Genomic DNA, 25,324 nt, shown 5'->3' on the forward strand with positions numbered 1-25,324 from the left:
GATACGCGGGGCCGGCTTTCCGTACCCTCGCGCGGCTGTCTGAATCTCGCGGAACCATCGCGGTAAGTCAAGCGGTTTCTGTCATTAACGGCTGCGCCGTGATCGTCCGGAAGCTGCTACAAACCAGTTGCCAGGGGAAGCGGTACGACCTTATATTGCAGTAGTCTGGCGTCGTTTTCCAATCCCCTTTTCACCGCGCAGCGGCCCAATGTATATCATTCGATCGATGGTCGTGCTTTTCCTTTACGCAGGCCTGCTTACACCCGCCTTGCCGACCGGGGGCCAGTCCGCCTCGCCTGCCGAAGCCCGGTCCGCCGGCCAGCATGCCGGGTTCATGGATATCGACGACGTGCATCCGGGCATGCGGGGATATGGCCTCACGGTCTTTCAGGATGCCCGGATCGATACCTTCGACGTCGAAGTGATCGGCGTCATCAAGAACCAGTTCTACACGGATCACGACATCATCATGGTGGGGGTATCGGGGCCCTATGTCGACGATGCGGGCGTCATCGCGGGGATGAGCGGCAGCCCCGTGTATATCGACGGAAAACTCGTCGGCGCGCTGGCGTACCGCTTCGGTTTTTTTCCGATGAAACCTATCGGTGGCGTCACGCCGATAGGCCATATGCTGGCCATACGCGAGGCCGTGGAGACAGAAACGAATCCGGGAAGTAACGCACCGGGCGGGGCGCCGGGCGGAATGGGCGGCGGCCGGGACGATCTAAATCCGTCCGATCTCGGTCCGTCCGGTCTCAAACCTATTGCCGTTCCCATGGTGTTTTCGGGATTCCACCCGAGCACAGTATCCCTTTTCGAAGATGAACTGCGCAGTCGTGGGCTCGTTCCGGTGGCGGGCGGCAGTGTGGCCGTTGCTTCCGGCGGCGGAGAAACCGGCAGTGTGGCCGGCGCTTCCAACAACACAGAACCCGGCAGCGTAGCCGGCGATGTCGCGGACCCGGAACAGTACGGCCCGGAGGCGCACGATGTCGCGGACCCGGAACAGTACGGCCCGGTGTCGGCCGGCGGGACGTCCCCCCTGGAACCGGGATCCGCCGTGAGCGCGCAGCTCATCCGGGGCGATTTCAATCTGGCGGGCACGGGTACGGTCACCTGGCGCGAGGAAGACGCCATTCTGGCCTTCGGGCATCCCTTCCTGTGGACGGGCGCCCTGAACGTCCCGATGAACCGGGCGGAAATCATCACGGTCATCCCGGACCAGGCCGGTTCCACCAAGATCAGCAGCGTGGCGGATGAAGTCGGTTCGGTCCTGTGGGACCACACGAACGGTATATACGGCCAGCTCGGCGATTCGGCGCGCATGATTCCGGTGGAACTCTCCTATGACGAGGCCGGCCACGCCCCTCGGAACTATCGGTTCGACGTGATGATGGCGAACGGCTGGACGCCGCTGCTGGTGAACATGGCCGTGTCGAATACGATTCTCGCGAACGGTCGCATGGCTGGCGAACGAACCATAACGCTCGGCGGCCGGATCGCCCTGAGGGACCATCCGGATGTCGTCTTCGACGACCAGTTTTCCGGCCAGGCGTCCCTGTCGGCGCTGGCCAGGGATGTGAACGGCGTGCTCAATTTCGTCCTCGACAACCGGTTCATCACCCCGATGATCGAGTCTCTCAGGATCGAGATCCATTCTTCCGACGAACGCAGTACGGCCGTCATCGAAGATGTCTGGTTCGGTTCGGAAACCGTCGAGCCGGGCGATACGCTCGAGGTCAGGGTGTACCTACGACCCTACCGGGGAGACCGCGTGGTCAGGCGAATGGACGTGACGATCCCCAAGACCGTATCGGCCGGACCGGTACAGGTACTGGTCGGTTCCGCCCGGGCCGTCACCCGCCACGATCTGAATGCCGTACCCCAGAGGTACAGGCCCACGGACGGCCCCCGGCTGATCGAACTGCTCAATAACCGCCGGACCGGCAACCGGGTATACCTGAAGATGTTCCAGGGCGGCGCGGGCGGCATGGTGAAGGGAAGAGAAATGCCCGGACTGCCCCCGTCGGTCCTCGCCGTCATGGATTCGGAGCGTACCAAAGGCAGTTTCGTGCCGATCCGCGAGAAGGTGGTGGCCGAAGAAACGATCCGCACGGACTACGTCGTCGCCGGGCAGAACTGGAGCCGGCTGACCGTGAAGCGATAGGAGCGATACTTGACCAAGGTACCGGGATGGCGAGTACTATGCATGGCCGTGGTGTTTCTGCCGGCGGCGTTCGGTGTCCTCGCGTCGACGCCCGTCATCTGGAAACAGGCCGGACAAGGGGACTTTATAAAAGGAGAAACCCGGGGCGTTTCCATTACCGGCAAGGGCCGCCTGACCCTGTCACCGGTCCTGGACCTCGTTTTCGAGAGCGACGAGCCGCTGATCTGGAGTCTCGCGGCCGATTCCAGGGGGAACCTGTACGCGGGTACGGGAAACGACGGCAAGCTGTACCGGATTGATCCTTCGGGCCGGTCCGAGGTGTTTTTCGATGTGGACGAGCTGGAAATCCGCAGCGTCGTGATCGATCGGAATGACCGGGTCTACGCGGCTACATTCCCTGATGGACGGATCTACCGGATCGACCCGGACGGGACGCACGCGGTGTTTTTCGATCCCACGCAGGATGGCGGCATGAATGGCCCGGACGGCGAGCCGGGCAGTGACCCGGACGACGGCAAGGGCAACGGCACGAACTACATCTGGTCGCTGGCGCTGGACGCCGGGGGCGGGCTCTACGCGGGAACGGGGGAGCAGGGTAGAATTTTCCGTATAGACGAAAACGGTGGGGCACACTTGCTGGCCGAGCTGGAGGAGGCCCATGTGATGGCCCTGGCCGTGGATGGATCGGGCCGGCTCATCGCCGGGACCGAACCGGGCGGTAGAGTCTACAGGATCTCGTCCGACGGCGCCATCTCGGTCCTTCATGATTCTCCCTACGGTGAAGTGAATACCCTTCTGGTGGGCGAAGACGGCGCGGTGTTCGCCGGCGCACTGAGCGGACCGCGTCGGGGCGCCCGCGGCGGCCGGGCCGGAACGGCGGGCGCTTCGATGCCGCCGCCTTCCACTGGCGCGCCCGATGATCCGGGCGGAGGTCCGATGCTCAACGCGATTCAGGTGACCGCCGCGGCAGAGACCGCCGATCGCCCGGCCGTCGGTAATTTCGCCACGGGAGGCAGCGTCGTCTTCAGGATCGATCCGGACGGCCGGGTGGAGGAGTGGTGGCGGTCCCAGACGGACGTAGGCCTGTCGCTGGCGATTCGCGGGGAAAACGAACTGCTCATCGGTACCGGGTCGAGCGGCCGGCTATACAGCGTCCGGGAACGGGGCGTCGGCACGCTGCTGAACGAACTGCAGGAGTCGCAGATCACGGCGCTTTCGCCCGACGCGTCGGACGGCGTCGTCGTGGCGACGAGCAATCGAGGAAACCTGTACCGTTTGCGCTCCACGCCGGTGCGCGAGGGCGAGTACGAGTCCGACGTCCGGGATACCCGGGGCATGGCGCGGTGGGGCCGTATCCGGTGGGAGAGCGAGCAGCCCCCCGGAACATCGGTCCGCCTGTTCGCGCGGTCCGGTAATACGGATTCTCCGGACCAGACCTGGAGCGAGTGGACCGGACCCTATACCGATCCGGCAGGGGAAGCCCTGGCCTGCCCGCCCGCCCGCTACCTGCAGTGGAAGGCGGTCCTGGGCACGCGGAACGATGAGACCCCCTCCGTCTCGTCCGTTTCGGCCTCGTACCTGACGCGGAACAATCCGCCCAGGGTGCATGGGGTCACGGTGTACGAGCCGGGCGTCTACCTGCGGGACGCCGCGCCGGGCCAGGTCGGGCAGTCCGCACAAGCCGATCTCCCCCCGGGCATCGCCGCGCAGGTCGGCGGCCGGGGTAACGGCCGCGGCCAGAACGCGTCCTCCGGGTCGCCCGCCTACCGGAAGGGCATGCGGGCGGTCGCGGTCCGGGCGAGCGATCCCGACGGGGACGGACTGTCTTACGAGATCTATTTCCGGGGCGAAGCGGAAGAAACGTGGAAAATTCTGGAGTCGGAACGGCGAACTCCTTCCTATTCGTGGGATTCCGAGACCTTTCCGGACGGCGAATACGTCCTCCGCGTCGTGGCCAGCGACGCCCCCTCCAATCCTCCGGACCAGGCCCTGGCGGCGGAATACTTGAGCGAACCCTTCCTGGTGGACAATACCGGTCCTCAGGTCACCCGGATCGACGTGGCGGGCGGCCTGCTGTCCTTCATGGTCCAGGACGGCGCCAGTCCTCTGTTCCGGGTCGAATACGCGATTGACGGAGGCGATTGGCGGGTGGTCCATCCCGAAGACGGCGTAACGGATTCGGAGACGGAGGCCTTCGAGATCGCCCTGGACGGCCTGGAGTCCGGAGAACATACCCTCGCCATTCGCGCCAGGGACACAGCCAACAACACAGGTACGGGGAAACGGGTCGTTACGATTCCCTGAGGAGGCAAGGTGTCGGGTCATTCCAAGTGGAGCACGATCAAGCGGAAGAAGGAGCAGAAAGACGCCGCCCGCGGGAAGATCTTCACCCGGGTCATCAAGGAAATCACGATTGCGGCGCGGCAGGGCGGCGGATCGGTCACGTCCAACCCCCGGCTCCGGACGGCCGTACTCGCCGCAAAGGCGGAAAACGTGCCCCAGGCCAACATCGACCGGGCCATCGCCCGCGGCACGGGCGAGCTGGACGGCGTGCATTACGAGGAACTGGTCTACGAGGGCTACGGCCCGGCCGGTGTGGCGCTGCTGGTGGAAGCGGTAACGGACAACAAGAACCGTACCACGTCCGAGATGCGCCATGCCTTCACCAAGAACGGCGGCAACATGGGTGAGGCGGGCTGCGTGGCCTGGATGTTCGACCAGAAAGGCACGATCGTGGTGGACAAGGACGGCGTCGACGAGGACGAGGTCATGATGGTCGCCCTCGACGCCGGCGCCGAAGACATCCAGGACGAGGGGGAGACCCTGGACGTGCTGACGGCCGTTTCCGATTTCGAGGCGGTCCGCGTCCAGCTCGAGGAGAGCGGTTTCGCCCCCCTGCGGGCGGAAATCGGCCGCATCCCGCAGTCGACCGTGGCCGTCGCGGGTCAGGATGCGCAACAGCTCCTCCGGTTGATGGAGGTCCTCGAGGACCACGACGACGTCCAGCATGTATACGCCAATTTCGACATAGACGACAAGGTGCTGGAGGAAATGAACGGGTAGCGGGTATCCATGATCATCCTCGGAATCGATCCGGGCAGCGTGATTACGGGATACGGCGTGATCGAGGCCCGGGGCAGGCAGTACCGGCTGTTGGACCAGGGCGTGTTGCGTCCGGGATCGCGAAAACCCCTGGCGGACCGGCTCAAGGTCATCTACGACGGCCTGTGCGAGGTCATCGACCGGAACCATCCGGAACTGGTGGTCGTCGAGTCCACCTTCGGCGGCCGGTTCCCCAGGGCGGCCCTCGTACTGGGCCATGCCCGGGGCGTCGCCCTCCTGGCTGCGGCGAACCGGGGACTGCAGGTCTGGGAATACGCCCCGCGCGAAGTGAAATCGGCCATCGTCCGCGCGGGAGGCGCATCGAAGCAGCAGGTACAGTACATGGTCAGCGCCATGCTGAACCTCGACCGGGGCCCCGGCCGGGAACCCCTGCCGGAAGACGCGTCGGACGCGCTGGCCGTCGCCATCTGCCACTATCACCGGATAACCGGAGGGATAAAGGCCGTTGATCGCATTCGTCGAAGGTGAACTGGTCGACAAGCAGCCCGACAACATCACGGTGTCCGTCGGCGGGATCGGCCTGCAAATGTTCGTCCCCCTTTCCACGCTCGAGGCCCTGGGTCCCGCGCGCTCGCAGGTCCGCGTGGAAACGGTGCTCCATGCTCGGGAGGACGGCATGCAGCTCTACGGTTTCGGGACCGAGGAGGAGAAGCGCCTTTTCGAAGTGCTGATCACCCTGCCCGGCATCGGTCCCGGCGTGGCCCTGAACATCCTTTCCGGCGCGACGGTCGCCGAGTTCACCGCGGCCATCATCAACGAAGACATCGGGAAACTGGTCTCGCTGCCCAAGATCGGCCGGAAGACCGCACAGCGGCTGATCATGGAACTGCGCGACAAGCTGGCCGCCATGGATACCGGCGGAACGCAGGCACTGCCCGTAGCGCCGGCGGGAGAGGCCCCCGAGGTGGACGACGCGATCACGGGCCTGGTGTCCCTGGGCCTCGATCATCCCGAAGCGCGCAGGCAGGTCATCCGCGTGCTGTCCGAAAGCCCGGAGACGCCCGTCGCGGAGGAAATCATCAGAACGGTGCTCAAAAACCAGAAAAGGCAATAGATGGACGAACGGGACTTCCCGCTTACCGACCCCGACCGGCTCGACGAGGATGCCGAGTTCGACCGCGCGCTGCGGCCTGGCCGTTTCGATGAATTCCCCGGCCAGGAAAAGGCCAAGGCGGAGTTGCAGCTCTACATCGAGGCCGCGAAGACCCGCGGCGAGAACCACATCGACCACGTGCTGCTCCACGGACCGCCCGGACTGGGCAAGACCACGCTGGCCACCATTCTCGCCAACGAGATGGGCGTGGAGATCCGACAGACCGCCGGACCGGTGCTGGACAAGCCGGCCGACCTTGCGGGCCTGCTGACCAACCTGCAGCCGGGAGACGTGTTCTTCATCGACGAGATCCATCGCCTGAACCACGTGGTGGAAGAGCACATGTACGCGGCGATGGAGGATTTCAAGATCGATATCCTCGTGGACCGCGGACCGAACGCCCGTTCCCTCGCCCTTAACCTGGACCATTTCACCCTGGTGGGCGCGACGACGCGCACGGGCCTGCTCACGGCGCCGCTCCTTGCGCGTTTCGGGATCCCCATCCGCCTCGATTTCTACACGCCGGACGAGCTTTACCTGATCGTTGCGCGGGCAGCGGAAATCATCGGCGTGGAGACCGACGAGTCCGGTGCGATGGAGATCGCCCTGCGGTCACGGGGAACCCCCCGGATCGCCAACCGGTACCTGAAGCGGGTGCGGGACTACGCCCAGGTCAAGCGTGACGGTCGCATCACCGGAGAGACCGCGAAGGCCGCCTTCGAAATGCTGGGCGTGGACCACATGGGGCTGGACGACATGAACCGGCTGATCCTCACGACCATCATCGAGAAGTACGAGGGCGGTCCCGTGGGCCTGAACACACTGGCCGTGGCCGTGGGCGAGGAGAGCGGTACGCTCGAGGAGGTATATGAACCCTTCCTCATCGTCCAGGGACTGATCAAGCGCACCCCCCGGGGCAGGGTGGCCACCGAACTGGCGTACGACCACCTGGGATTCACGGCGCCGCCTCCGCCTCCCAGGCCGCAGGCCGGACTGTTCGACAATCCGTGAATCTATCCGAATACGACTATACCCTGCCGGAAGACCTGATCGCCCAATACCCCGCCGAACCCCGCGACACGTCGAGGCTGATGGTGGTGCACCGGCGCGGCGGCGAGATCGAACACCGTACATTCCGGGACATCGTCGACTACCTGGCCCCGGCCGACACGCTGGTGCTCAACCGGACGCGGGTGATGCCGGCCAGGCTCCGTGGGGTGCGGCCGGAAACCGGCGGAAAGGTTGAGGTCGTGCTGGTCCGTCCGATCCGTCCGGCACGCCCGGCACTCGATACCGTGCCCACCCGCGCATCTTCGCCCGACCGCGTATCCGAAACATCTCGCGCGTCCGCGACAACTCGCGATACCAGGCCCGACCGCTGGGAAGCGCTGCTGAAACCGGGCGCACGGCTCGCGAAAGGGACGCGCCTGGAACTGGAGGGTGGCGTCCTGGCCGCCACCGTGGAAGACGACCCCGGGAGGGAGATTCGTCACGTCCGTTTCGAAGGGGACACGGACGTGGCCCGGATCATCGAGCAGGTGGGCCGCACGCCGCTGCCGCCCTACATACACCGCGCGCCGGACACGGAGGACCGGGACCGCTACCAGACGGTCTACGCAGAGGAATATGGCGCCGTGGCCGCGCCTACGGCCGGACTGCATTTCACGGCACCCCTGCTGGATCGCATCCGGTCGCGGGGCACGGCCGTGGTGCCGGTCCTGCTCCACGTCGGACCGGGAACGTTCCAGCCGATCCGCACCGACGACGTGGCGGACCACGAGATGGATGCGGAATACTACCGGGTGGAAGCGCACCAGGCCGAAACGATCCAGCGCAGGCGGTACGAGGGTCGCGTAGTCGCCGTAGGAACGACGACCGTACGCGTCCTGGAGACGCTCGCGGCGGGGGGCGGCGTCGCGGGAAGATCCGGGGGCGTGTCCGGGCCAGGAGGGCCAGGTCTCGAACCGCGCCGGTACGAGGGCCTTACCCGGTGTTTCATCTACCCTCCCTTCGAATTCAAGCTGGTCGACGCGCTGCTGACCAATTTCCACCTTCCGAAATCGACGCTCCTGCTACTGGTCAGCGCCTTCGCCGGGAGGGAACTGATCCTTGCCGCGTACGAGGATGCGGTCCGGGAGAAATACCGGTTCTACAGCTATGGCGACGCCATGCTGATTGTCTGAGCTAATTCAAATTTCTAAACATCAAACATCTTTACTTTAACGTTTATACACATATTTTAACTCATCGGAAACAGATGGCCATATGATCGTCCGATGAATGCGGTACCCTGGTCCTCGCGGCTGTCGAATCCGACGGCGCTCCCGGAGGCCTCAACCAACGGCGGCGGACATGAACCTTGACGAGATCGGCGCGGCGTCCGCGTCCCGCGAATATGTTGGCCTTATCGATCCCCTGACCGATGCCATCATCCTGGCTGGCGCCCTGCTGACCATCCTCTTGACCTGGCGCGCCTGGAACCGGCGGACCCCTATCGGCGCGTTTTCGAACACGCCCTTGCATGGAATTAGTGCGGATACCGGCCATGATCGAGGCAATCCGGTCCTGAACCGGGGTCCGGTCCGTTTCCGCAAGATCCGGCGCGTCGAGGACGCCGTAAAGTGGGCCCGCGCCATGCTGTGGCGCGCCTTTTTACTGGCGTTTTTCGTCGGGGCGATCCTCACGGCCGGGACCTCCGGAAGCCTGCTGGCCTGGTGGTATCTGGGCGGCCCCTGATCCGGGGATGGTACGTCCCCCTCCCGGATTTTTGAATCGATTCCCAAAATATCATTCATATTCCTTCACGCGATCGCTTTAATTTGTAATCATTAGAGCAGGCTCGCCGTGGAGCGCGTGAACGAACATTTTCCGGCCTGCAAATTGAACGCACCCGCCGGCGCCCGATGCTCGATCCGGCCCGGAAGGAGGCATTGCCGTTGAATTCGGTCATGGGCATCATCCCCGCCGCCGGAACCGGCCTGCGCATGCGGTCGGCCCAAGAGAAACCGTATATCGCGATCGGCGGGAGGTCGATCCTGACCCATACCCTCGCCGTCTTCGAGGCGTGCCCGGCCGTGGAAGGCTACGTAGTGGTGGTGGAGCCTTCCCGGGTAGCGTCCTGCCGAGAGCATCTGGCCGTCCCGGGCGGCGCCCATCCGAAGCTGGCCGATGTGGTTGCCGGCGGAAGCACGCGCCAGGAGTCGGTCTATCTCGGCCTGATGGCCCTTGACGAAGGCACCGGGTCCGTGCTGATTCACGACGCGGCACGGCCCTGCGTCGAACAGGGCGCGCTTGAAACGTCCGTCCTCGAGGGAGCCAGGCACGGCGCCGTGATATCGGCCACCCCGGCCACGGATACGATGAAGATCATCCGGGACGGCGTGGTCGAGGCGACCCCGGACCGGTCTGCGCTCTGGCGGGCGCAGACGCCGCAGACCTTCGCATACCGGATCCTGCGGGCGGCCCATGAACGGGCGCGCGAAGAAGGCTACGTGGGTACCGACGACGCCGAACTGGTGGAACGGGCCGGATACGTGGTGCGGGTGCTGGAGGGCAGTCCCGACAACATCAAGGTGACCACGGCGGAGGACCTGGAAATCGCTGAGCGCATATTGCGGCGACAGGGGCGGATCTGACGGTGCGGCAACCGAAAATCGACGAACGAGGCTCAGGACATGGATGATATACGCGCAGGTACCGGCTACGACGTCCACGCCTTCGCGGAAGGCAGGCCCCTTGTGCTGGGCGGCGTGACCATTCCCCACGAACGTGGGCTGCAGGGCCACTCGGACGCGGACGTGCTTTCGCACGCCATCGGCGACGCTATGTTGGGCGCGGCCGGGCTGGGAGACATCGGGATTCACTTCCCGGATTCCGACGCCCGTTACCGCGGGATTTCCAGCCTCGTACTGCTCCAACGGATTGTTGACGCACTGGGTGAATCCGGTTATACTATATCGAATGTGGACGCCACCGTCGTCGCGGAACGTCCGAAACTATCGCCCTACGTGTCACAGATGCGCAGCCGGATCGGCGAAGCCCTCGGACTCCCGGACGACCGCGTGTCGATCAAGGCCACAACTTCAGAGAGACTCGGATTCACGGGACGGGAAGAAGGCATCGCGGCCCACGCCGTGGTACTGATCCGTTCCGCTGACGGCGGGTGATTTGTGTTTTCGCGCGCCGCCGTGCCGCCGTAAGGTATTTCATGGGCAAGGTCATTTCGATTGCGAATCAGAAGGGCGGGGTGGGCAAGACGACGACGTCCGTCAACCTTTCCGCCTGCCTGGGGGTCGCGGAGAAGAAGACGTTGCTGGTCGACCTGGACCCGCAGTCGAACGCCACGTCGGGACTCGGCCTGCAGGACCGGACGCTGGACGTGACGATCTACGAAGTGCTGCTCGACGAGCGCGACATCGGGGAAGCCGTCCAGCAGACCGAGATCCCCGCGCTCCACGCCGTCCCGGCCCATCGGCGGCTGGTCGGCGCCGAAATCGAGCTGGTGTCGGCCATCGCCCGGGAACGGAAGCTGGAAGAGGCGATCAAGCCCATACGAGACGAGTACGAATACATCCTGATCGACTGCCCGCCCTCCCTGAGCCTGCTCACCCTGAACGCCCTCACGGCGGCCGACTCGGTGTTGATTCCCATCCAGTGCGAGTACTACGCCCTCGAGGGACTCGGGCAGCTGCTCAATTCGATCCGGAAGATCCAGAAGCACCTGAACCGCAACCTGAAGATCGAAGGCATCCTCCTGACGATGTACGACAAGCGGCTCAATCTCTCGAGACAGATCGAGGTGGAAGCCAAGCAGTATTTCGCGGACAAGGTCTACCAGACCACCATCCCGAGAAACGTCCGGTTGAGCGAAGCGCCGAGTTTCGGGAGTCCGATCATCCTCTACGATATTCTCTCGTCTGGCGCGGAAAGCTATATGAATCTGGCCAGAGAGGTGATGGCCAATGGCAGCCAGGAAAGCGCTGGGACGGGGGCTGGAAGCGCTGATTCCTGACCTTCCGGACGACCAGGAAGGCCGGCAAAGCGTGCTCCAGGTGCCGATAGACCGGATTTCGGCCAATCCCTACCAACCGAGGCAGTCCTTCGACCAGGCCAGGCTCGACGAACTGGCCCGATCCATCCTCGAAAAGGGCGTAATCCAGCCGGTTACCGTTCGCCGGAAGAACGGGCAGGATGAATACGAACTGATCGCCGGGGAACGGAGGCTGCGGGCCGCCAGGCAAACGGGCTACCAGACCATACCGGCCATCGTCATGGCGGTTTCATCTCCTGAAGAAATGATGGAACTGTCGCTGATCGAGAACATCCAGCGGGACGACCTGAACCCGATCCACGAGGCCCGGGCGTACCTCAGGCTGCAGGAAGAATGCCACCTCACCCAGGAGGAAGTCGCCACACGGGTGGGGAAGAACAGGACGACGGTGGCCAACACGCTCCGGCTGCTGAAACTGCCGGCCGAGGTCCAGAAATGCCTCCTGGCCGACGAGATCACCATGGGCCACGCGCGGGCGCTGCTCGGTCTTGAAAACCGTACGGAACAGGCCGAGTTGTGCAAGCAGGTCGTAAAGAAGGGCCTGTCGGTCCGCAAGGTGGAAGAACTGGTCAAGAAACGCTACGAGGAGAAGCGGGAAAGCGCCCCGGCGCGCAAGCCCCACGACCTCGCGGCCGCCGAGTCCATCATGCAGCGCATACTCGGCACGAAGGTGAACATCAATCGCAGGCAGCACAAGGGGAAGATCGAAATCGAGTTCTATTCCACGGACGACCTGAACCGCATCCTCGAACTGCTGAAAGTCCGACTGTGATACGCGCTTGACCCCGCACACGCCCCACGCCCGTTCAGCCCCGTTATTTTGCCGATATACGTTGACTTTTCGGGCCGGCGGACTATATTTATGCTGTTGCGCCGAATCCGTCGAGAGGCGTAACGGAGCAAGGGAGGTACGCACGTATCCGGGGCGGTGTCGGCCATGTTCAGAATGCACTGGATGACATTGGTTTTCGTCTCCGACCGATCGGGCCGGGCGCACGAACTGCGCATGCCGCGGTTCCTCTTCGGCGCGCTCGTCGTAGTGATCGGCCTGTGCGTACTCGCGCCCGTGGCTTTCCTGGTCCTTCCTACGGGTATAGTCGACGTTACTTTCGGCCATTCCTGGAAGGCACAGATGAAGACGGTTGAGGACAAGTCCACGGAACTGGCCCGGCAGCTGGAGGAATTGAAGGAGACCGGCAGAACCATTCGCAGGCTGGCGGGCGTCGAAGAGATGGAATCAGGATACCTGGCCCGCGTGGACGATGAAACCGGCTTTCGGTCGGTCTGGTCCGTCCTGACCGCCCGCCGGGACGGGTTGCCCTTCCTGGCGGATGACGGCCTGCCGGAGGAGGCTGCGGTCAACCTGGCCGGTCTGGCAGGTCCGGCCACCGTTGACGGCGCGGCCGCCGCGGAAAGCGAAAGCGCGGCGCTGTTCCGGTACGTGCCGTCCATATGGCCCGTGGCGGGCTGGGTGACCCGGGAGTTTCAATCCGGGGAAGAGTCGATCGTCGCGAGGCATTTCGGCCTGGACGTCGCCGCCCGCGAAAGTACGCCGGTCGTGTCCACGGCCGACGGGATCGTGACGTTCGCGGACTGGGACCAGAACCTGGGCTGGCTGATCAAGATCGATCACGGATATGATATGTCGACGCGTTACGGTCACAACGCCCGGCTGCGCGTCGACCTCGGCCAGGCGGTCCGAAGAGGGCAGATCATCGCCCTGGTCGGGAACACGGGCCGAAGTACGGCGCCGCATCTGCATTACGAGGTCTGGAAAGACGACGTTCCCGTAGATCCCCGCGGCTACCTGCCCGAGGTCATCCACTGGGACGATCTGCTGGTGAGCCTGCGGACGGAACGCTGACCCGTTTGGGCCAGGCAGACCAACAGGCGCAAGACGATTCCGGGAGTGCGGTATGACGATTATAGCCAAAGGCGCTGAAATGAACGGCTCGATGGACGTAGAGGGCAATGTCCGGGTAGACGGCACCGTGCACGGCGACGTGAAAGCCACCGAAGGGGTCGAGGTCGGCAAGACCGGCCGGATCGTCGGATCGACCATCGAATCCAAGACCGCGGTCATTCATGGTTACGTGGAAAGCCACCTTATCGTTTCACAACACATTCTCCTGGGCGGCAAATCCACCCTGGTCGGCGACCTGAAGACCAAGACCCTCGTCATCGAGGAAGGAGCGGTTTTCCACGGGAATTCGGACATGGCGGACGAACCCGTCGGATCGGACCGGGCGGACCAGGCAGGCCGCGCGAACCAGACGGACCAGGCGGACCAGGCGGACCAGAAGAACCGGACGGATCAGTTGGACGGCGGAGACGACGCCGCATCCGGTACGTCCGGTACTCCATATTCCTACGAGCGTTGACTGATGGTCTATGGCACGGGACACGCAGGGCAAATGGCAGTACATGAGGGAAGCCGGGGAGCTCGCCGTAATCGGCCTGACCCTGGTTTTCGCCACCGCGATCGGGTACTTCCTGGGTCACCAGGTCGAACGGGTCTGGCCTGAGTGGAAGCCCTGGGGCGGCGTCGTCGGCGCCATGCTCGGGGTCGTGGCCGGGTTCCTGGAGATGGCGAGGACGCTGAAACGGCTGAACAGGAAGATCGAAGCGGCGGAGCGAGAGAGAGATGGCGGAAAGCACTGAACATGATGGCGAATCACTGAGGCGGTTTCTGCCCCGCGTCTACCGGATCAGCGCCGTGCTGACCATCGTCGGCACCATCGCGGCGCGGGTGGCGGGCGCGGACCTGCTTGCCGTCAATTTCTTCGTCGGGTCGATGATCGGGCTGATGATGCTCTACGTCACGGCCTGGCTGGTCCGCCGTTTCGTGACGCCCGGCGAACAGATCAAGCGGAACCGCAACAAGCTGTTCCTGCTGCTGATGGCCAAGCTGCCGCTGCTGGGGATCGTGCTCTATTTCGTGACGTCGGGGAACTGGTTCCACCCCATCGGGTTGCTGACGGGCGTGTCCCTGATTCCCTTCACCCTGACCCTGTGTGGCCTGGTGCTGGTCATGAGACAGGGTTCATCGGATAATCGGGCAGACTGGACCGCCGTGTTGAGCAAGCCGAAGCGGTCGTACCGGTAAGGAGGTTGTCCTTTGACTGGTCCGTGGTCGAGTGTCCTCTCTCTGGAGATGGCGTCCGAGGGAGGAAGCGGTGAAGCGCACTACTCGATTCTACATGGGTTATTCTACCTGCTGGGCCCGCTGGCCGATTGGATCCCCCAACCCGTCAGGCAGCCGGATCTCCTGCTGAACACCCTGCTCGTCTTCGTAATTGTCATCGTTCTCGTAACCATCGCGGTAAGATCGTTCAAGCGCATACCCGAAGGCTCGGTCCAGACGCTATTCGAGATGGCCGTCGAGGGACTGACCGGGTTCTTCCTCAACATCGTCGGGGAGCGCGGCCGGAAGTACATACCCTTTTTCGCCTCCTTCTTCATCTACATCTGGTTCATGAACATGCTGGGCGTCATACCCGGCATGCAGTCGCCTACCGCCGATCTGAACACCACGCTCGGATTCGCCCTGATTTCCATCGTCTCAGCCCATCTCATCGGCCTGCGCGAGATCGGGCTCAAAGCCTATCTCTGGCATTTCTGGGGCGAGCCCAAGTGGATGGGCGTACTCATGTGCCCGCTTCATATCGTGGGCGAGTTCGCCAAGGTCATCTCCCTGTCGATCCGCCTCTTCGGCAACGTGTTCGGAGAAGAGATGATCGTACTGGTGCTGCTGGGCCTGTCCCCGGTGTTTCTTATCGGCGCCCTCGAGGTGCCCTTCGTGCCGATGCAGGTTCCGATGTTGATGTTCGGCGTGTTTTCCGGGACGGTCCAGGCGATGATCTTCTCGGTGCTGAGCGCGGTGTACGTGGCCCAGTTCCTGGATCACGACCACGGGGAGGAAGACCACTGATTCAGAGATTTTGATATAGATGTTTGATTTTGTTGTAGTTCATTCTCCATTCCGAAAGGAGCTCGCTTCATGCTGTACTACATGGGTTTAGGACTTGGCGTGGCGCTGGCCGTTTCCGTTGCGGCCATCGGCTCGGGTGTCGGTCAGGGGATCGCAACCGGTCTGGCCTGTCAGGGCATTTCCCGTCAACCCGAATCCGCCGGCCGTATCCAGCTGGTGTTGATCATCGGCCTGGCGTTCATGGAATCGCTGGCGATCTACGGCCTGCTGGTGTTCTTCATGCTCCAGGGCCAGTTGCCGTCCTTCGAACAGGTCATGGAACTGAGCCGCCTCGCCCAGTAGCAGTCAAGCGGCTTGCGGCGCGCGCCTGTCCGGAGTGTCAGGAGGTCCGGGGCGTGCCGCCGGCGTTCGAAGGAGCATAGCGCGTGTTAGATATATTGCACGATCTTGGCATTGACCTGAGCACCCTGATCATCCAGATGATCGGGTTCGCCGTCCTGTTCTTCGTCCTGAGGAAGTATGTCTTCGGCATCATCGCCCAGGCCATCGAAGACAGGAAACGGGATATCCGCGACCGCATGGAGGGACTGGACGCGGACCGGGCGGAACTGGACCGCCTGCACGAGGAAGCCAGGCGGCGGCTCGAGGACATCGAGACCGAGGCCCGCGAGAAGATGCAGGCCGCGGTCGACCAGGCCAACGAGGAACGGGGCCGGATCCTCGAGCATACCCAGCAGGAAGCGGAGCGCGAGCTCGAGAAGGCGCGCAACACGATCCGGCGCGAGAAGGAATCCGCCGTGGCCGAACTGCGCGCACAGGTAGGCGATCTGGCGGTGGAAATCGCGGGCAGGATCCTGAACAGTACCCTGGACGCGACGGAACACCGGAAGGTCGTGGACGAGTTCATCGCTCAGATGCCTTCAAAGGAATAAGGGACCGATGGCCAGCAAGTCAGACATCGCATACCGCTACGCCGGGGCGTGGCTGGAAGCCGCGGCGGAAACGAACACCCTGGACACGGTGCGCGGGGAAATCACGGCTTTCGAGCAGTTGTGCCGGGACTCGCAACCCTTCGTGGACTTTATCACGGACAAAGTCATTCCCGCTGACGTAAAGCAACGCATGCTGGGTGAGATCTTCGAAGGCAAGGTCCAGGACATCACCCTCAATTTCCTCTATCTGCTGGCTTCCAGGCGGCGGGCGCGCAACCTGCCGGAGATCCTGGACGCCTGCCGCACGATCCTGGACGAATGGGACGGCATCGTAAACGCGGACGTCGCGAGCGCGGTGGCGCTGACCGACGGGCAGGAAGACGACTTGAAAACCAGACTGGAAGCGCAGACCGGAAAAAGCGTTCGTATGCGGACCACGGTAGACGAAGACTTGATCGGTGGATTCGTGGTGCGCGTGGGCGACCTGGTTTTCGACAGCAGCCTGGCGACCCAGCTCCAGCAGGTCCGGCAGGCGCTTGTTCGTAAATGACCTTCGATGGAGAAGACAATGGCGTTTGATGAAATTGCAATTCGTGCGGACGAGGTCTCCGAACTCCTCAAGCAGCAGGTGCTTGACTACAAGAGAGAGGTCGACATCTACGAAACGGGTACCGCGCTCCAGGTGGGCGACGGGATTGCCCGCGTGCAGGGCCTCTCCAACGTGATGGCGAACGAGTTGGTCGAATTTCCCAACGACGTGGTGGGCATGGTGCTGAATCTGGAAGAGGACAACGTCGGGTGCATCCTCTTCGGGGACGACCAGCTGATCAAGGAGGGCGATCCGGTCAAGCGTACGGGGCGGATCGTCGAGTGCGCCGTGGGCGACGGCCTGCTGGGCCGCGTGGTGGATTCCCTGGGCCGGCCGATAGACGGGAAGGGACCTGTCGTAGACGCGGATTCCCGCCCGATCGAGACGAAGGCCCCCGGCGTGGTGCAGCGCCAGCCCGTGAACGAACCCATGTATACCGGCCTGAAGGTGATCGACAGTATGTTCCCCATCGGAAGGGGGCAGCGCGAGTTGATCATCGGCGACCGGCAGACGGGCAAGACGGCCGTGGCCCTGGACGCGATCATCAACCAGAAGGGCCAGGACGTGGTCTGCATCTACGTCGCCGTCGGCCAGAAGGGATCCACGATCGCCAAGACGGTCGCGACCCTGGAGGAACACGGCGCCATGGAGTACACCACCGTGGTCGTGGCCTCGGCCAGCACGCCGGCGCCCATGCAGTTCCTGGCGCCCTACGGCGGCGCGACCATGGGCGAGCACTACCGCGACAACGGCAAGCACGCCCTCGTCATCTACGACGATCTGACCAAGCACGCGGTGGCCTACCGGCAACTGTCGCTGAACCTGCGGCGGCCGCCGGGCCGGGAAGCCTATCCGGGGGACGTGTTCTACCTCCACTCCCGGCTCCTGGAGCGGGCGGCCAAGATGAGCGACGAATACGGATCCGGATCGCTGACCGCGTTGCCCGTCATCGAGACCCAGTTCGGCGACGTGTCGACCTACATTCCGACCAACGTGATTTCCATTACCGACGGACAGATCTTCCTGGAGTCGAACCTGTTCTTCGCCGGTCAGCGACCGGCCGTGAACGTGGGCCTGTCTGTCTCCCGCGTGGGCGGCGCCGCGCAGATCAAGGCGATGAAATCGCGCCAGGTCGCCGGATTGCTGAGAACCTCGCTGGCCCGGTACCGCGAGCTGGAGGCCTTCGCCCGGTTCGGCACGTCGGGGCTGGACCAGACGACGCAGCGGGAGCTTCACCTGGGCGAGCGGCTGGTCGAGCTGCTCAAGCAGCCCCAGTACCGGCCCATGGCGGTCGAGGAACAGATCCTCTCGCTCTACGTGGGTGTCAACGGGCTGTTGAACGACCTCGAGGTGGGCGACGTGCAGCCCTTCGTGGCGGCCTTCCTCCAGCACATGGAGACGCACCATTCGGACGTGGGCCGCGAGATCCGGGAGACCAAGGAACTGAGCGAAGACATCGAGCAGCGCATCCGGGACGCCGTCGAGGAATTCAGCAAGACGTACAACGCGTAGAAAGGGCAACATGCCGTCACTCCGCGAAATCAGGCGACGCATCGCGAGTACGAAGGACATCCAGAAGATCACGCGGGCCATGCAGACGGTGGCCGGCGTCCGCCTGCGCCGGGCGCAAAGCCGGTTGTTCGCCGCCCGTCCCTACGCCCGCAAGCTGGACGGGATGATGAAGCACCTGGCGGCGCAGACGGCCGACGAGCGGCATCCGCTCATGACTCCCCGCGAGGTGAAGGCCTCCGCGCTGATCGTCGTGACGGCCGACCGCGGATTCTGCGGAGGGTTCAACTCGAACGTCGTGCGCCGCGCCCTGGAAAGCGTCCGAGAGGGTTCGCCGACCCCCGCGTTGTTCTGCGTGGGTCGCAAGGGTTCGGATACGCTCTCCCGCCAGCGGCTGGAGATCCTGTCCCGCCATACCAACGTGTTCCAGGCGCTGGAATACGCCCAGGCCGGCGAGATCGCCGACGAGGTGACCAGGCTTTTCAACAGTGGCAAGATCGACCGGGTGGACATGCTCTACAACGAGTTCAAGTCCGCCGGGCAGCAGAGCCTCGTGACCGAGCAACTGCTCCCCGTGCCGCCCATGGCGGTGGAGGACGATCCGGGGTTCACCGGCTACGTGTACGAGCCGTCGCAGCCCCTGCTCCTGAACGACCTGCTGCCGCAGCATCTCCGCTTCCAGCTGTGGCGCGTGCTGCTCGAATCCAACACGGCGGAGGAAGCCGCCCGCATGATGGCCATGGACAACGCCACACGAAACGCGAGCGACCTGATCGACGATCTGACCCTGACGGCCAACAAGATCCGCCAGGAAACCATTACATCCGAACTGATGGACATCGTGGGCGGCGCCGAAGCACTGAAGTAACGCCAGGACGGCCGTCCGTTGACCGGGAAGGGAAACCATGGAAGGAACGAATACAGGAACCGTGGCGCAGATCATCGGCGCCGTTGTGGACGTCGAATTCGGCTCGGGCGCGCTGCCGAAGATCTACAACGCCCTCGAAGTGCCCGTGGAGGGCAGCGACGCGCTGGTCCTCGAAGTCCAACAGCACCTGGGCGACAACAAGGTGCGGTGCGTGGCCATGGACGCCACGGACGGGCTGGTCCGGGGCGTGCCGGCCGTCGACACCGGCGGACCGATCAACGTTCCCGTGGGACCCGCCGTCCTCGGACGCATGATGAACGTCCTGGGCCGCCCCATCGACGACGGCGGCTCGGTGGAATCGGATCATCACTATCCGATCCATCGCCGCGCGCCTGAACAGGAGGACCTGACGACCTCGGCGGAGATGTTCGAGACGGGGATCAAGGTCATGGACCTCATGGAGCCCTATACCCGCGGCGGGAAGACGGGACTGCTCGGCGGCGCCGGTACGGGCAAGACGGTGCTGATCAAGGAACTGATCAACAACATCGCCCGGGAGCACGGCGGCATCTCCGTGTTCGCCGGCGTGGGCGAACGGTCTCGCGAGGGCAACGACCTCTGGCTGGAAATGGAAGAGGCGAAGGTGCTCGACAAGACCGCCCTGGTGTTCGGCCAGATGAACGAGCCGCCGGGCGTGCGCCTGCGCGTCGGCCTGTCCGGCGTGGCCATCGCCGAGTATTTCCGCGACGAGGAAGGCCGCGACGTGCTGCTCTTCATCGACAACATCTTCCGCTTCGTGCAGGCGGGATCCGAAGTATCCGCCCTCCTGGGCCGCATGCCCTCCGCCGTGGGATACCAGCCCACGCTGAGCACGGAGATGGGCGACCTGCAGGAGCGCATCACGTCCACGAAGCAGGGCGCCATCACTTCGGTGCAGGCCATCTACGTGCCCGCCGACGACTACACGGACCCGGCCATCGTGACGGCCTTTCCCCATCTCGACGCCATCACCGCCTTGTCCAGGGATCTCTTCGCCCGGGCCATCTTCCCGGCCGTGGATCCTCTCGAGTCCAACTCCCGGATCCTGGATCCCGCCGTCGTCGGAGAGCGGCACTACGGCGTCGCCCGCGGCGTCCAGCAGGTCCTGCAGCGGTACAAGGACCTCCAGGACATCATCGCCATCCTGGGCATCGACGAACTGTCGGACGACGACAAGCTGATCGTCTCCCGCGCCCGGAAGATCGAGCTGTTCATGACCCAGCCCATGTTCGTCGCGGAGATCTTCACCGGCCTGGAAGGACGGTACGTCAAGGTAGAGGATACGGTCGAGGGATTCGAGAAGCTCGTAAACGGCGAGTGCGACGAACTGCCCGAGCAGGCCTTCTACATGGTGGGCACCATCGACGAAGCCTACGACAAAGCCAAGGAGCTCCAGTAGATCATGGCAGGCGAATTCCCCCTGGTCATCGTAACGCCTTCGAGCATGGCCTTCGAAGGCGAGGCGCGCAGCGTGCTCGCCCCCGGTACGGACGGCTATTTCGAGGTGCTGATCGGCCACGTGCCCATGCTCACCTCGCTGCGGCCGGGTCTCCTGACCATCCGGAACGACGAGGGCCGCAAGGTGTACACCGTGTCCGGCGGATTCGTCGAAGTGCTTCGTGCCCAGGTGACGGTCCTTGCTGAGACCATCGAAGAGGTCGGCGCCATCGACGTCGAAAGGGCGAAGCAGGCCGAGGAACGGGCGCGCCAGCGCCTGGGATCGGGCGAAGAAGACGTCGACGTCGGCCGGGCCAGGGCTTCGCTGGACCGGGCGCTCAACCGCATCAAGGCGACCCAGCAGTAATCCTCCCGCTGCTATCGACGATTATACCTGGCTGGTGAAGCGGAACTTATAGCCGCTAATTTCGTTGTATAGACCATAGTCTCCCCTATCAGACGAGTTTTCCTGGACGATTCGATTCTACGACTTCTTTCAGGAATACTCTAACACAGTCACCCAGAGGAAACCAGCAATGAAACGCTTTAAATTGCTGTTTACACGCTATGTCGCCATTCTGATCGTGGCGACCCTGGCGGCATGCGGGAAGGACAGTCCCACGGAGCCGGACCGGATTTCTTCAAGCATCACCCTCTCTTCGCGTTCCGTGATTATCACCGCGATAGGACAGACGTTGCAGATCAACGCAACGGTACTGGATCAGGACAACAACGTCCTGACAGGCGCGACCGTTGCCTGGTCCAGCAGTAATCCGGCCGTCGCCTCGGTCAGCAGCAGCGGTCTCGTGACGGTGTTGTCGGGCGGCATCGCCCGGATCAGTGCCACATCCGGCGGCGTATCCGCCGTTGCGAGTGTACAGGTCTCGCAGGCAGTGATCAGTGTAGCCATCGCCCCGACTTCCGTCACGCTGGCTCTATTGGGTGAGAGCGTCCAGCTCGAGGCCGAGGCGTACGACAGTGGGAACGCGCCTATCCCCGTCGCGTCCTTTACCTGGTCGAGCAGTAATCCGACCGTCGCCACGGTCAGCTCGACCGGACTCGTGACGGCTGTGTCGAACGGCACCACGCGGATTACCGCCGAATCGCAATCCGTAACCTCGAGTATCGAAGTCGTCGTGGAGATACCTGACTAGGACCGTGAAGCTTGCGAATGAACGAACCGGAGAATCCGATCGGCAGTGGTGTCGAACTGGACCTCGTCCCGGTCGCCTGCGCGATGTGCGGGGGTTCGGAGACGAAACCGCGTCCGGTCTTCGAGGGATACGACTACGAGTACCGCACCTGCGACAACCGGTTCCGGTTCGTCGCGTGCTCGGACTGCGGACACGTGTACCTGTCGCCGAGGGTCCGGATGGAGGACATAGACCGGATTTATCCGCGCGACTATGTTGTACGTGTCACGGAAATCGAGTACCCTGCGTTCGCTCCGTTCAGGTGGTTGAAACTCAACGTACTTGACCGGGGATGGAACAAGAAGGTGATCGCGAATCTCCGACCCGAATCACGGGTGCTGGACATCGGCGCGGGATTCGGCGGGAACCTGACCTACCTGGCGGGACTTGCGCCTTTTCCGCTCCAACTTTCCGCCAATGACCTCAAGTTCGAGCCCGAAGCCCGGTCATTCCTTGTCGATCGCGGCGTGACGCTTATCGAAGGACCGGTCGAGGAGGTACAGTGCGAGGAACGGTTCGATGCCATCATCTGCCAACAGGTCATCGAACACGTGGTCGATCCCCGCCGGCTGGTCCGATGGATTTCGGATCATCTCGCGCCGGGAGGCGTCGTTTATCTTGAAACGCCCGATCTGCATGGCCTGTCCCGGTACATCTTCAAGAACCACTGGCTGGCGCTTCACACCCCAAGACACTTTCATTTGTTCTCTCGCAAGGCTCTCACGGCCTGCGTGCGTGGATGTGACCTGGAGATCGCTTTCCACGGCGCCATCGTCGAAGCGAGTCATTGGCCGGGAAGCCTCCGCATCAAGCTGGGCATGGAACCCCATGCGCCTCGCTCGACCGGCTGGTTGTATAGCCTACTGAGCTATGACAACTTTTTTACCAAGTGCGTAAGTTGCATGATCGATCTGTCGGCCATCATGCTGGGGCTGTCCACGGTGAGCCAGGCACTGATCGCGCGTAAACCGGCGACGGCGGCATGACGGACGCGAGACCGCTGGAGCGCCGAGGTGCCGTGGAACCGCGTCATCCGGTGCCAGGTACGAAGCCCGGTTTCTAGTCCCGCAGAAAATCCAACGCTTCCACAGCCCGCCGGAGCCCGTCCTTCAACACCGGCTCGTCGCCTCCCACAAGCAGCAGTCGCACGCCTTCTTCCACCTGCCTGAGGACGTTCTCCTCGTCATCCATGGAACCGAGCAGGGGATGGCCCACGGGCTTTCCCGTTCGCTGTCCGGCTTCCCGCACGCGGCGGAGCGCGCCTAAGTATTTCGGATGATCGAACCGGAAAGGGATGCCAAGAGAAATGCACAGGTCCACCGGACCCACGATACAGCCGTCCACGCCCTCAACGGCCATGATGCTGTCGATGTGCTCGACCGCTTCGGCCGACTCGATGATCGGTACATACATTACCACGTCGTCAATCTCAGCGGTGTATTCCTTCTCGAACAGCCCGTAGCCCGCGGCACGGTGAGGACCCCATCCCCGGGAGCCGCGCGGCGGATAGCGGCAGGCATCGGCGCCCAGTTTCGCCTCCTCCGGTGTGTTTACGAAGGGGACGACGATACCCATGGCGCCCATGTCGAGGTACAGCTTGATCAGGTCGGGATCGGTGCGGGTGATCCGGACGACCGGCGTGGCCGGCGTGCAGCCCGCCGCCTGGATCTGGGCCTGGACGGTCACCGGCGTCTGCGGCGCGTGTTCCGTGTCGATCAGGATCCAGTCGAACCCGGCCAGGCCGGCCAGTTCCGCGATGGCGGGGGACCCGAATCGAAGTTGAATCCCGAAGGCGGGCTTCCCTTCGTCCAGCAGGTTCTTGAGTCGACTGTTCATCATGATTCGTCGGTGACCATGTCCTGATAATAACCCAGTTCGAGAAGGCGGTCCAGCCATCGCCTCCGCTTCGGACTGCGATCCGGATTTGTGAGCCAGTACGGGTCGACCGGCGGATCGTTCGGACGATTGTACTTGGCGGTGGCCTTGCTGTTGTTCGCCCCCTGATCCCTCGTGGTTTCGATTTCCTCGGGCGTCCTCGGATTGTTGTAGTATACGCAGGTGCACATGCGCCGGTCGCTTGAGCCCCCGTAGCTGGCGTGCCACAACCGAAGGTCGAATCCCACCACGTCGCCCGGTTCCGAGTCGCAGACGAAACAGGGCACTTCCTTGTGGCGGTCGAATTCGGAAATGAACCGTCTCAGCTCGCCGTGAATGGGGTCGCGGTGCGATCCCGGGATGACGCGCAGCGCTCCGGTTTCCGGTCCAACGGGTTGCAGGTAGAATGCGAACTTGATGCCGTACTGGTGGATGCTGTGGGTATCCGGATGCCATCCCGTGTTGCCCACGTAACGGTTCGCGTCGGTGGCGATGCCCAGCGCATCCTCGCCGTAGAGTTGTTCGGCGACTCCACAGAGCCGGGGATCCTCCAGCAGGCTCGCGAAGAAGGGCGTGGATTTCCCCATCATCGTGACCCAGTGGCGGACCGTGCCGTCGAAGGGCATGTGACGATAGGCTGCTTTCAGGCCGTGGTCGAACTCCTTGTTGATCACGGCCAGTTCATCCGGCGTGAAGACCTGCCGAAGGACGACAAACCCAAAGGTCTTGAAGTGAAGGTACTGCTGTTCCGTCAGCATGAGGACTTCCTCCCTCATCGGTGATTGGGACGCCTATAGCCGGCGAATCAGGCGCTGCAGGCGCAACCACCAGACGATCCAGACCGCCTCGTTGATCACACCCTGGGAGAGTTTCGAGGTACCCGATCGCCGGTCTACGAAAATAATGGGGATTTCACGCATCCGATATCCCTTTCGCCAGCACCGGAAGTTCATCTCGATCTGGAACGCATACCCGTCGGACCGGACATTATCGAGATCGATCTTCTCCAGCACTTCACGCCGGAAGCACTTGAATCCCGACGTGGTGTCCCGGATCGTCATGCCCGTGACCACGCGGGTATAGATATTGGCGAAATAGCTCAGTAATAGCCGGGACATGGGCCAGTTCACCACGTTGATGCCGCTGATGTACCGGGATCCGATCACGACGTCACAGGACGCGATCTCTTCGATGAACTTAGGGATCATGGCGGGATCGTGGGAAAAGTCCGCATCCATCTCGAAAACGCAGTCCACGTCCTGCTGGATAGCGTGCTTGAATCCCGCCACGTAGGCCGAGCCCAACCCAAGCTTTTTGGGCCGATGCAGGACGCTGATCCGTTCGTTCTCCGCAGCCAGTTTATCGGCCAGCCTCCCCGTCCCGTCCGGCGAGTTGTCATCCACCACGAGCACCCGGATATCCGGTCCGAGCGCCATCAGTTCGGGCAGAAGCCGCCGGATGTTGTCGAATTCGTTGTAGGTGGGGACGATGATCAGGGATTTCATGGTCTTCTGTAGGTTT

The 25,324-nt window shown here is 63.3% G+C and carries 29 protein-coding genes; 26 read left to right on the forward strand and 3 right to left on the reverse strand.

The features are described 5' to 3' along the window. The first annotated feature begins 208 nt into the window (after window positions 1-208). The 26 genes from F4Z81_03225 (at window position 209) to F4Z81_03350 (ending at window position 22,914) form a co-directional block, all read left to right on the forward strand. Window positions 209-2,164: a hypothetical protein gene (locus F4Z81_03225; protein ID MXW04062.1), complete on the forward strand. Its 1,956-nt coding sequence runs from the start codon at window positions 209-211 to the stop codon at window positions 2,162-2,164. Window positions 2,165-2,173: 9 nt separating this feature from the next. After that, the gene (locus F4Z81_03230) at window positions 2,174-4,468 is read left to right on the forward strand and encodes an SMP-30/gluconolactonase/LRE family protein (protein MXW04063.1); all 2,295 of its coding nucleotides are present in this window, start codon (window positions 2,174-2,176) and stop codon (window positions 4,466-4,468) included. Between the two features lie 9 nt (window positions 4,469-4,477). Further along, a complete protein-coding gene (locus F4Z81_03235) occupies window positions 4,478-5,227 on the forward strand; it encodes a YebC/PmpR family DNA-binding transcriptional regulator (protein MXW04064.1) in 750 nt (249 codons plus the stop codon). A 9-nt stretch (window positions 5,228-5,236) separates the two neighbouring features. Next, entirely contained in the window at window positions 5,237-5,755 is a 519-nt protein-coding gene (gene ruvC / locus F4Z81_03240; GenBank protein ID MXW04065.1) for a crossover junction endodeoxyribonuclease RuvC, read from the forward strand. Then, complete coding sequence (ruvA, locus tag F4Z81_03245) at window positions 5,733-6,341, forward strand: Holliday junction branch migration protein RuvA (protein MXW04066.1); 609 nt, start codon at window positions 5,733-5,735, stop codon at window positions 6,339-6,341. Before ruvC ends, ruvA begins: the two co-directional genes overlap by 23 nt. Further along, window positions 6,342-7,391, forward strand: a complete 1,050-nt coding sequence (gene ruvB, locus F4Z81_03250; protein MXW04067.1) for a Holliday junction branch migration DNA helicase RuvB — start codon at window positions 6,342-6,344, stop codon at window positions 7,389-7,391. It abuts the gene before it with no gap. Continuing rightward, window positions 7,388-8,563 carry a tRNA preQ1(34) S-adenosylmethionine ribosyltransferase-isomerase QueA gene (gene queA / locus F4Z81_03255; GenBank protein ID MXW04068.1) on the forward strand — a complete coding sequence of 392 codons (1,176 nt, stop codon included), beginning with the start codon at window positions 7,388-7,390 and terminating at the stop codon, window positions 8,561-8,563. The genes ruvB and queA overlap by 4 nt, the downstream gene beginning before the upstream one ends. Window positions 8,564-8,732: 169 nt before the next feature. Beyond that, window positions 8,733-9,116, forward strand: a complete 384-nt coding sequence (locus F4Z81_03260) for a hypothetical protein (protein MXW04069.1) — start codon at window positions 8,733-8,735, stop codon at window positions 9,114-9,116. A 167-nt stretch (window positions 9,117-9,283) separates the two neighbouring features. Next, a complete protein-coding gene (gene ispD, locus F4Z81_03265) occupies window positions 9,284-10,015 on the forward strand; it encodes a 2-C-methyl-D-erythritol 4-phosphate cytidylyltransferase (protein ID MXW04070.1) in 732 nt (243 codons plus the stop codon). Between the two features lie 39 nt (window positions 10,016-10,054). Next, the gene (locus F4Z81_03270) at window positions 10,055-10,546 is read left to right on the forward strand and encodes a 2-C-methyl-D-erythritol 2,4-cyclodiphosphate synthase (protein MXW04071.1); all 492 of its coding nucleotides are present in this window, start codon (window positions 10,055-10,057) and stop codon (window positions 10,544-10,546) included. A gap of 41 nt (window positions 10,547-10,587) precedes the next feature. After that, window positions 10,588-11,391, forward strand: a complete 804-nt coding sequence (locus F4Z81_03275; protein ID MXW04072.1) for a ParA family protein — start codon at window positions 10,588-10,590, stop codon at window positions 11,389-11,391. Then, window positions 11,342-12,202, forward strand: a complete 861-nt coding sequence (locus tag F4Z81_03280) for a ParB/RepB/Spo0J family partition protein (GenBank protein ID MXW04073.1) — start codon at window positions 11,342-11,344, stop codon at window positions 12,200-12,202. The genes F4Z81_03275 and F4Z81_03280 overlap by 50 nt, the downstream gene beginning before the upstream one ends. Window positions 12,203-12,367: 165 nt before the next feature. Then, window positions 12,368-13,294 carry a M23 family metallopeptidase gene (locus F4Z81_03285; protein ID MXW04074.1) on the forward strand — a complete coding sequence of 309 codons (927 nt, stop codon included), beginning with the start codon at window positions 12,368-12,370 and terminating at the stop codon, window positions 13,292-13,294. 52 nt (window positions 13,295-13,346) lie between these two features. Then, window positions 13,347-13,811 carry a hypothetical protein gene (locus tag F4Z81_03290; GenBank protein ID MXW04075.1) on the forward strand — a complete coding sequence of 155 codons (465 nt, stop codon included), beginning with the start codon at window positions 13,347-13,349 and terminating at the stop codon, window positions 13,809-13,811. 10 nt (window positions 13,812-13,821) lie between these two features. Then, window positions 13,822-14,091, forward strand: coding sequence for an AtpZ/AtpI family protein (locus tag F4Z81_03295; protein MXW04076.1), 270 nt, complete (start codon window positions 13,822-13,824; stop codon window positions 14,089-14,091). Beyond that, window positions 14,075-14,536: a hypothetical protein gene (locus tag F4Z81_03300; GenBank protein MXW04077.1), complete on the forward strand. Its 462-nt coding sequence runs from the start codon at window positions 14,075-14,077 to the stop codon at window positions 14,534-14,536. Before F4Z81_03295 ends, F4Z81_03300 begins: the two co-directional genes overlap by 17 nt. A gap of 12 nt (window positions 14,537-14,548) precedes the next feature. Continuing rightward, window positions 14,549-15,361, forward strand: coding sequence for a F0F1 ATP synthase subunit A (gene atpB, locus F4Z81_03305; GenBank protein MXW04078.1), 813 nt, complete (start codon window positions 14,549-14,551; stop codon window positions 15,359-15,361). Between the two features lie 81 nt (window positions 15,362-15,442). Then, window positions 15,443-15,703, forward strand: coding sequence for an ATP synthase F0 subunit C (locus F4Z81_03310; GenBank protein ID MXW04079.1), 261 nt, complete (start codon window positions 15,443-15,445; stop codon window positions 15,701-15,703). 83 nt (window positions 15,704-15,786) lie between these two features. After that, window positions 15,787-16,293: a F0F1 ATP synthase subunit B gene (gene atpF, locus F4Z81_03315; protein MXW04080.1), complete on the forward strand. Its 507-nt coding sequence runs from the start codon at window positions 15,787-15,789 to the stop codon at window positions 16,291-16,293. Between the two features lie 7 nt (window positions 16,294-16,300). Further along, window positions 16,301-16,843 (forward strand): ATP synthase F1 subunit delta, encoded by a 543-nt coding sequence (gene atpH, locus F4Z81_03320; protein ID MXW04081.1) that lies wholly within the window; start codon window positions 16,301-16,303, stop codon window positions 16,841-16,843. A 33-nt stretch (window positions 16,844-16,876) separates the two neighbouring features. After that, a complete protein-coding gene (locus tag F4Z81_03325) occupies window positions 16,877-18,394 on the forward strand; it encodes a F0F1 ATP synthase subunit alpha (protein ID MXW04082.1) in 1,518 nt (505 codons plus the stop codon). Window positions 18,395-18,404: 10 nt separating this feature from the next. Continuing rightward, the gene (gene atpG / locus F4Z81_03330) at window positions 18,405-19,259 is read left to right on the forward strand and encodes an ATP synthase F1 subunit gamma (GenBank protein MXW04083.1); all 855 of its coding nucleotides are present in this window, start codon (window positions 18,405-18,407) and stop codon (window positions 19,257-19,259) included. A gap of 37 nt (window positions 19,260-19,296) precedes the next feature. Next, the gene (atpD, locus tag F4Z81_03335) at window positions 19,297-20,697 is read left to right on the forward strand and encodes a F0F1 ATP synthase subunit beta (GenBank protein ID MXW04084.1); all 1,401 of its coding nucleotides are present in this window, start codon (window positions 19,297-19,299) and stop codon (window positions 20,695-20,697) included. A gap of 3 nt (window positions 20,698-20,700) precedes the next feature. Continuing rightward, window positions 20,701-21,102, forward strand: a complete 402-nt coding sequence (atpC, locus tag F4Z81_03340; GenBank protein MXW04085.1) for an ATP synthase F1 subunit epsilon — start codon at window positions 20,701-20,703, stop codon at window positions 21,100-21,102. Between the two features lie 169 nt (window positions 21,103-21,271). Further along, window positions 21,272-21,889 carry a hypothetical protein gene (locus F4Z81_03345; GenBank protein ID MXW04086.1) on the forward strand — a complete coding sequence of 206 codons (618 nt, stop codon included), beginning with the start codon at window positions 21,272-21,274 and terminating at the stop codon, window positions 21,887-21,889. Between the two features lie 11 nt (window positions 21,890-21,900). After that, window positions 21,901-22,914: a methyltransferase domain-containing protein gene (locus F4Z81_03350; GenBank protein ID MXW04087.1), complete on the forward strand. Its 1,014-nt coding sequence runs from the start codon at window positions 21,901-21,903 to the stop codon at window positions 22,912-22,914. Window positions 22,915-22,987: 73 nt separating this feature from the next. Here the strand turns inward: F4Z81_03350 and F4Z81_03355 are convergent, their stop codons facing one another. Genes F4Z81_03355 through F4Z81_03365 form a run of 3 tightly spaced genes read right to left on the reverse strand, consistent with a single transcriptional unit; the run spans window position 22,988 to window position 25,308 of the window. Beyond that, the gene (locus F4Z81_03355; GenBank protein MXW04088.1) at window positions 22,988-23,824 is read right to left on the reverse strand and encodes a hypothetical protein; all 837 of its coding nucleotides are present in this window, start codon (window positions 23,822-23,824) and stop codon (window positions 22,988-22,990) included. After that, window positions 23,764-24,561 carry a phytanoyl-CoA dioxygenase family protein gene (locus F4Z81_03360; protein ID MXW04089.1) on the reverse strand — a complete coding sequence of 266 codons (798 nt, stop codon included), beginning with the start codon at window positions 24,559-24,561 and terminating at the stop codon, window positions 23,764-23,766. Before F4Z81_03360 ends, F4Z81_03355 begins: the two co-directional genes overlap by 61 nt. 33 nt (window positions 24,562-24,594) lie before the next feature. Next, the gene (locus tag F4Z81_03365; protein ID MXW04090.1) at window positions 24,595-25,308 is read right to left on the reverse strand and encodes a polyprenol monophosphomannose synthase; all 714 of its coding nucleotides are present in this window, start codon (window positions 25,306-25,308) and stop codon (window positions 24,595-24,597) included. Between the last annotated feature and the right edge of the window lie 16 nt (window positions 25,309-25,324).

The sequence above is a fragment of the Gemmatimonadota bacterium genome (assembly GCA_009835325.1).
In the GTDB taxonomy this organism is placed as follows: Bacteria; JAAXHH01; JAAXHH01; order JAAXHH01; family JAAXHH01; genus JAAXHH01.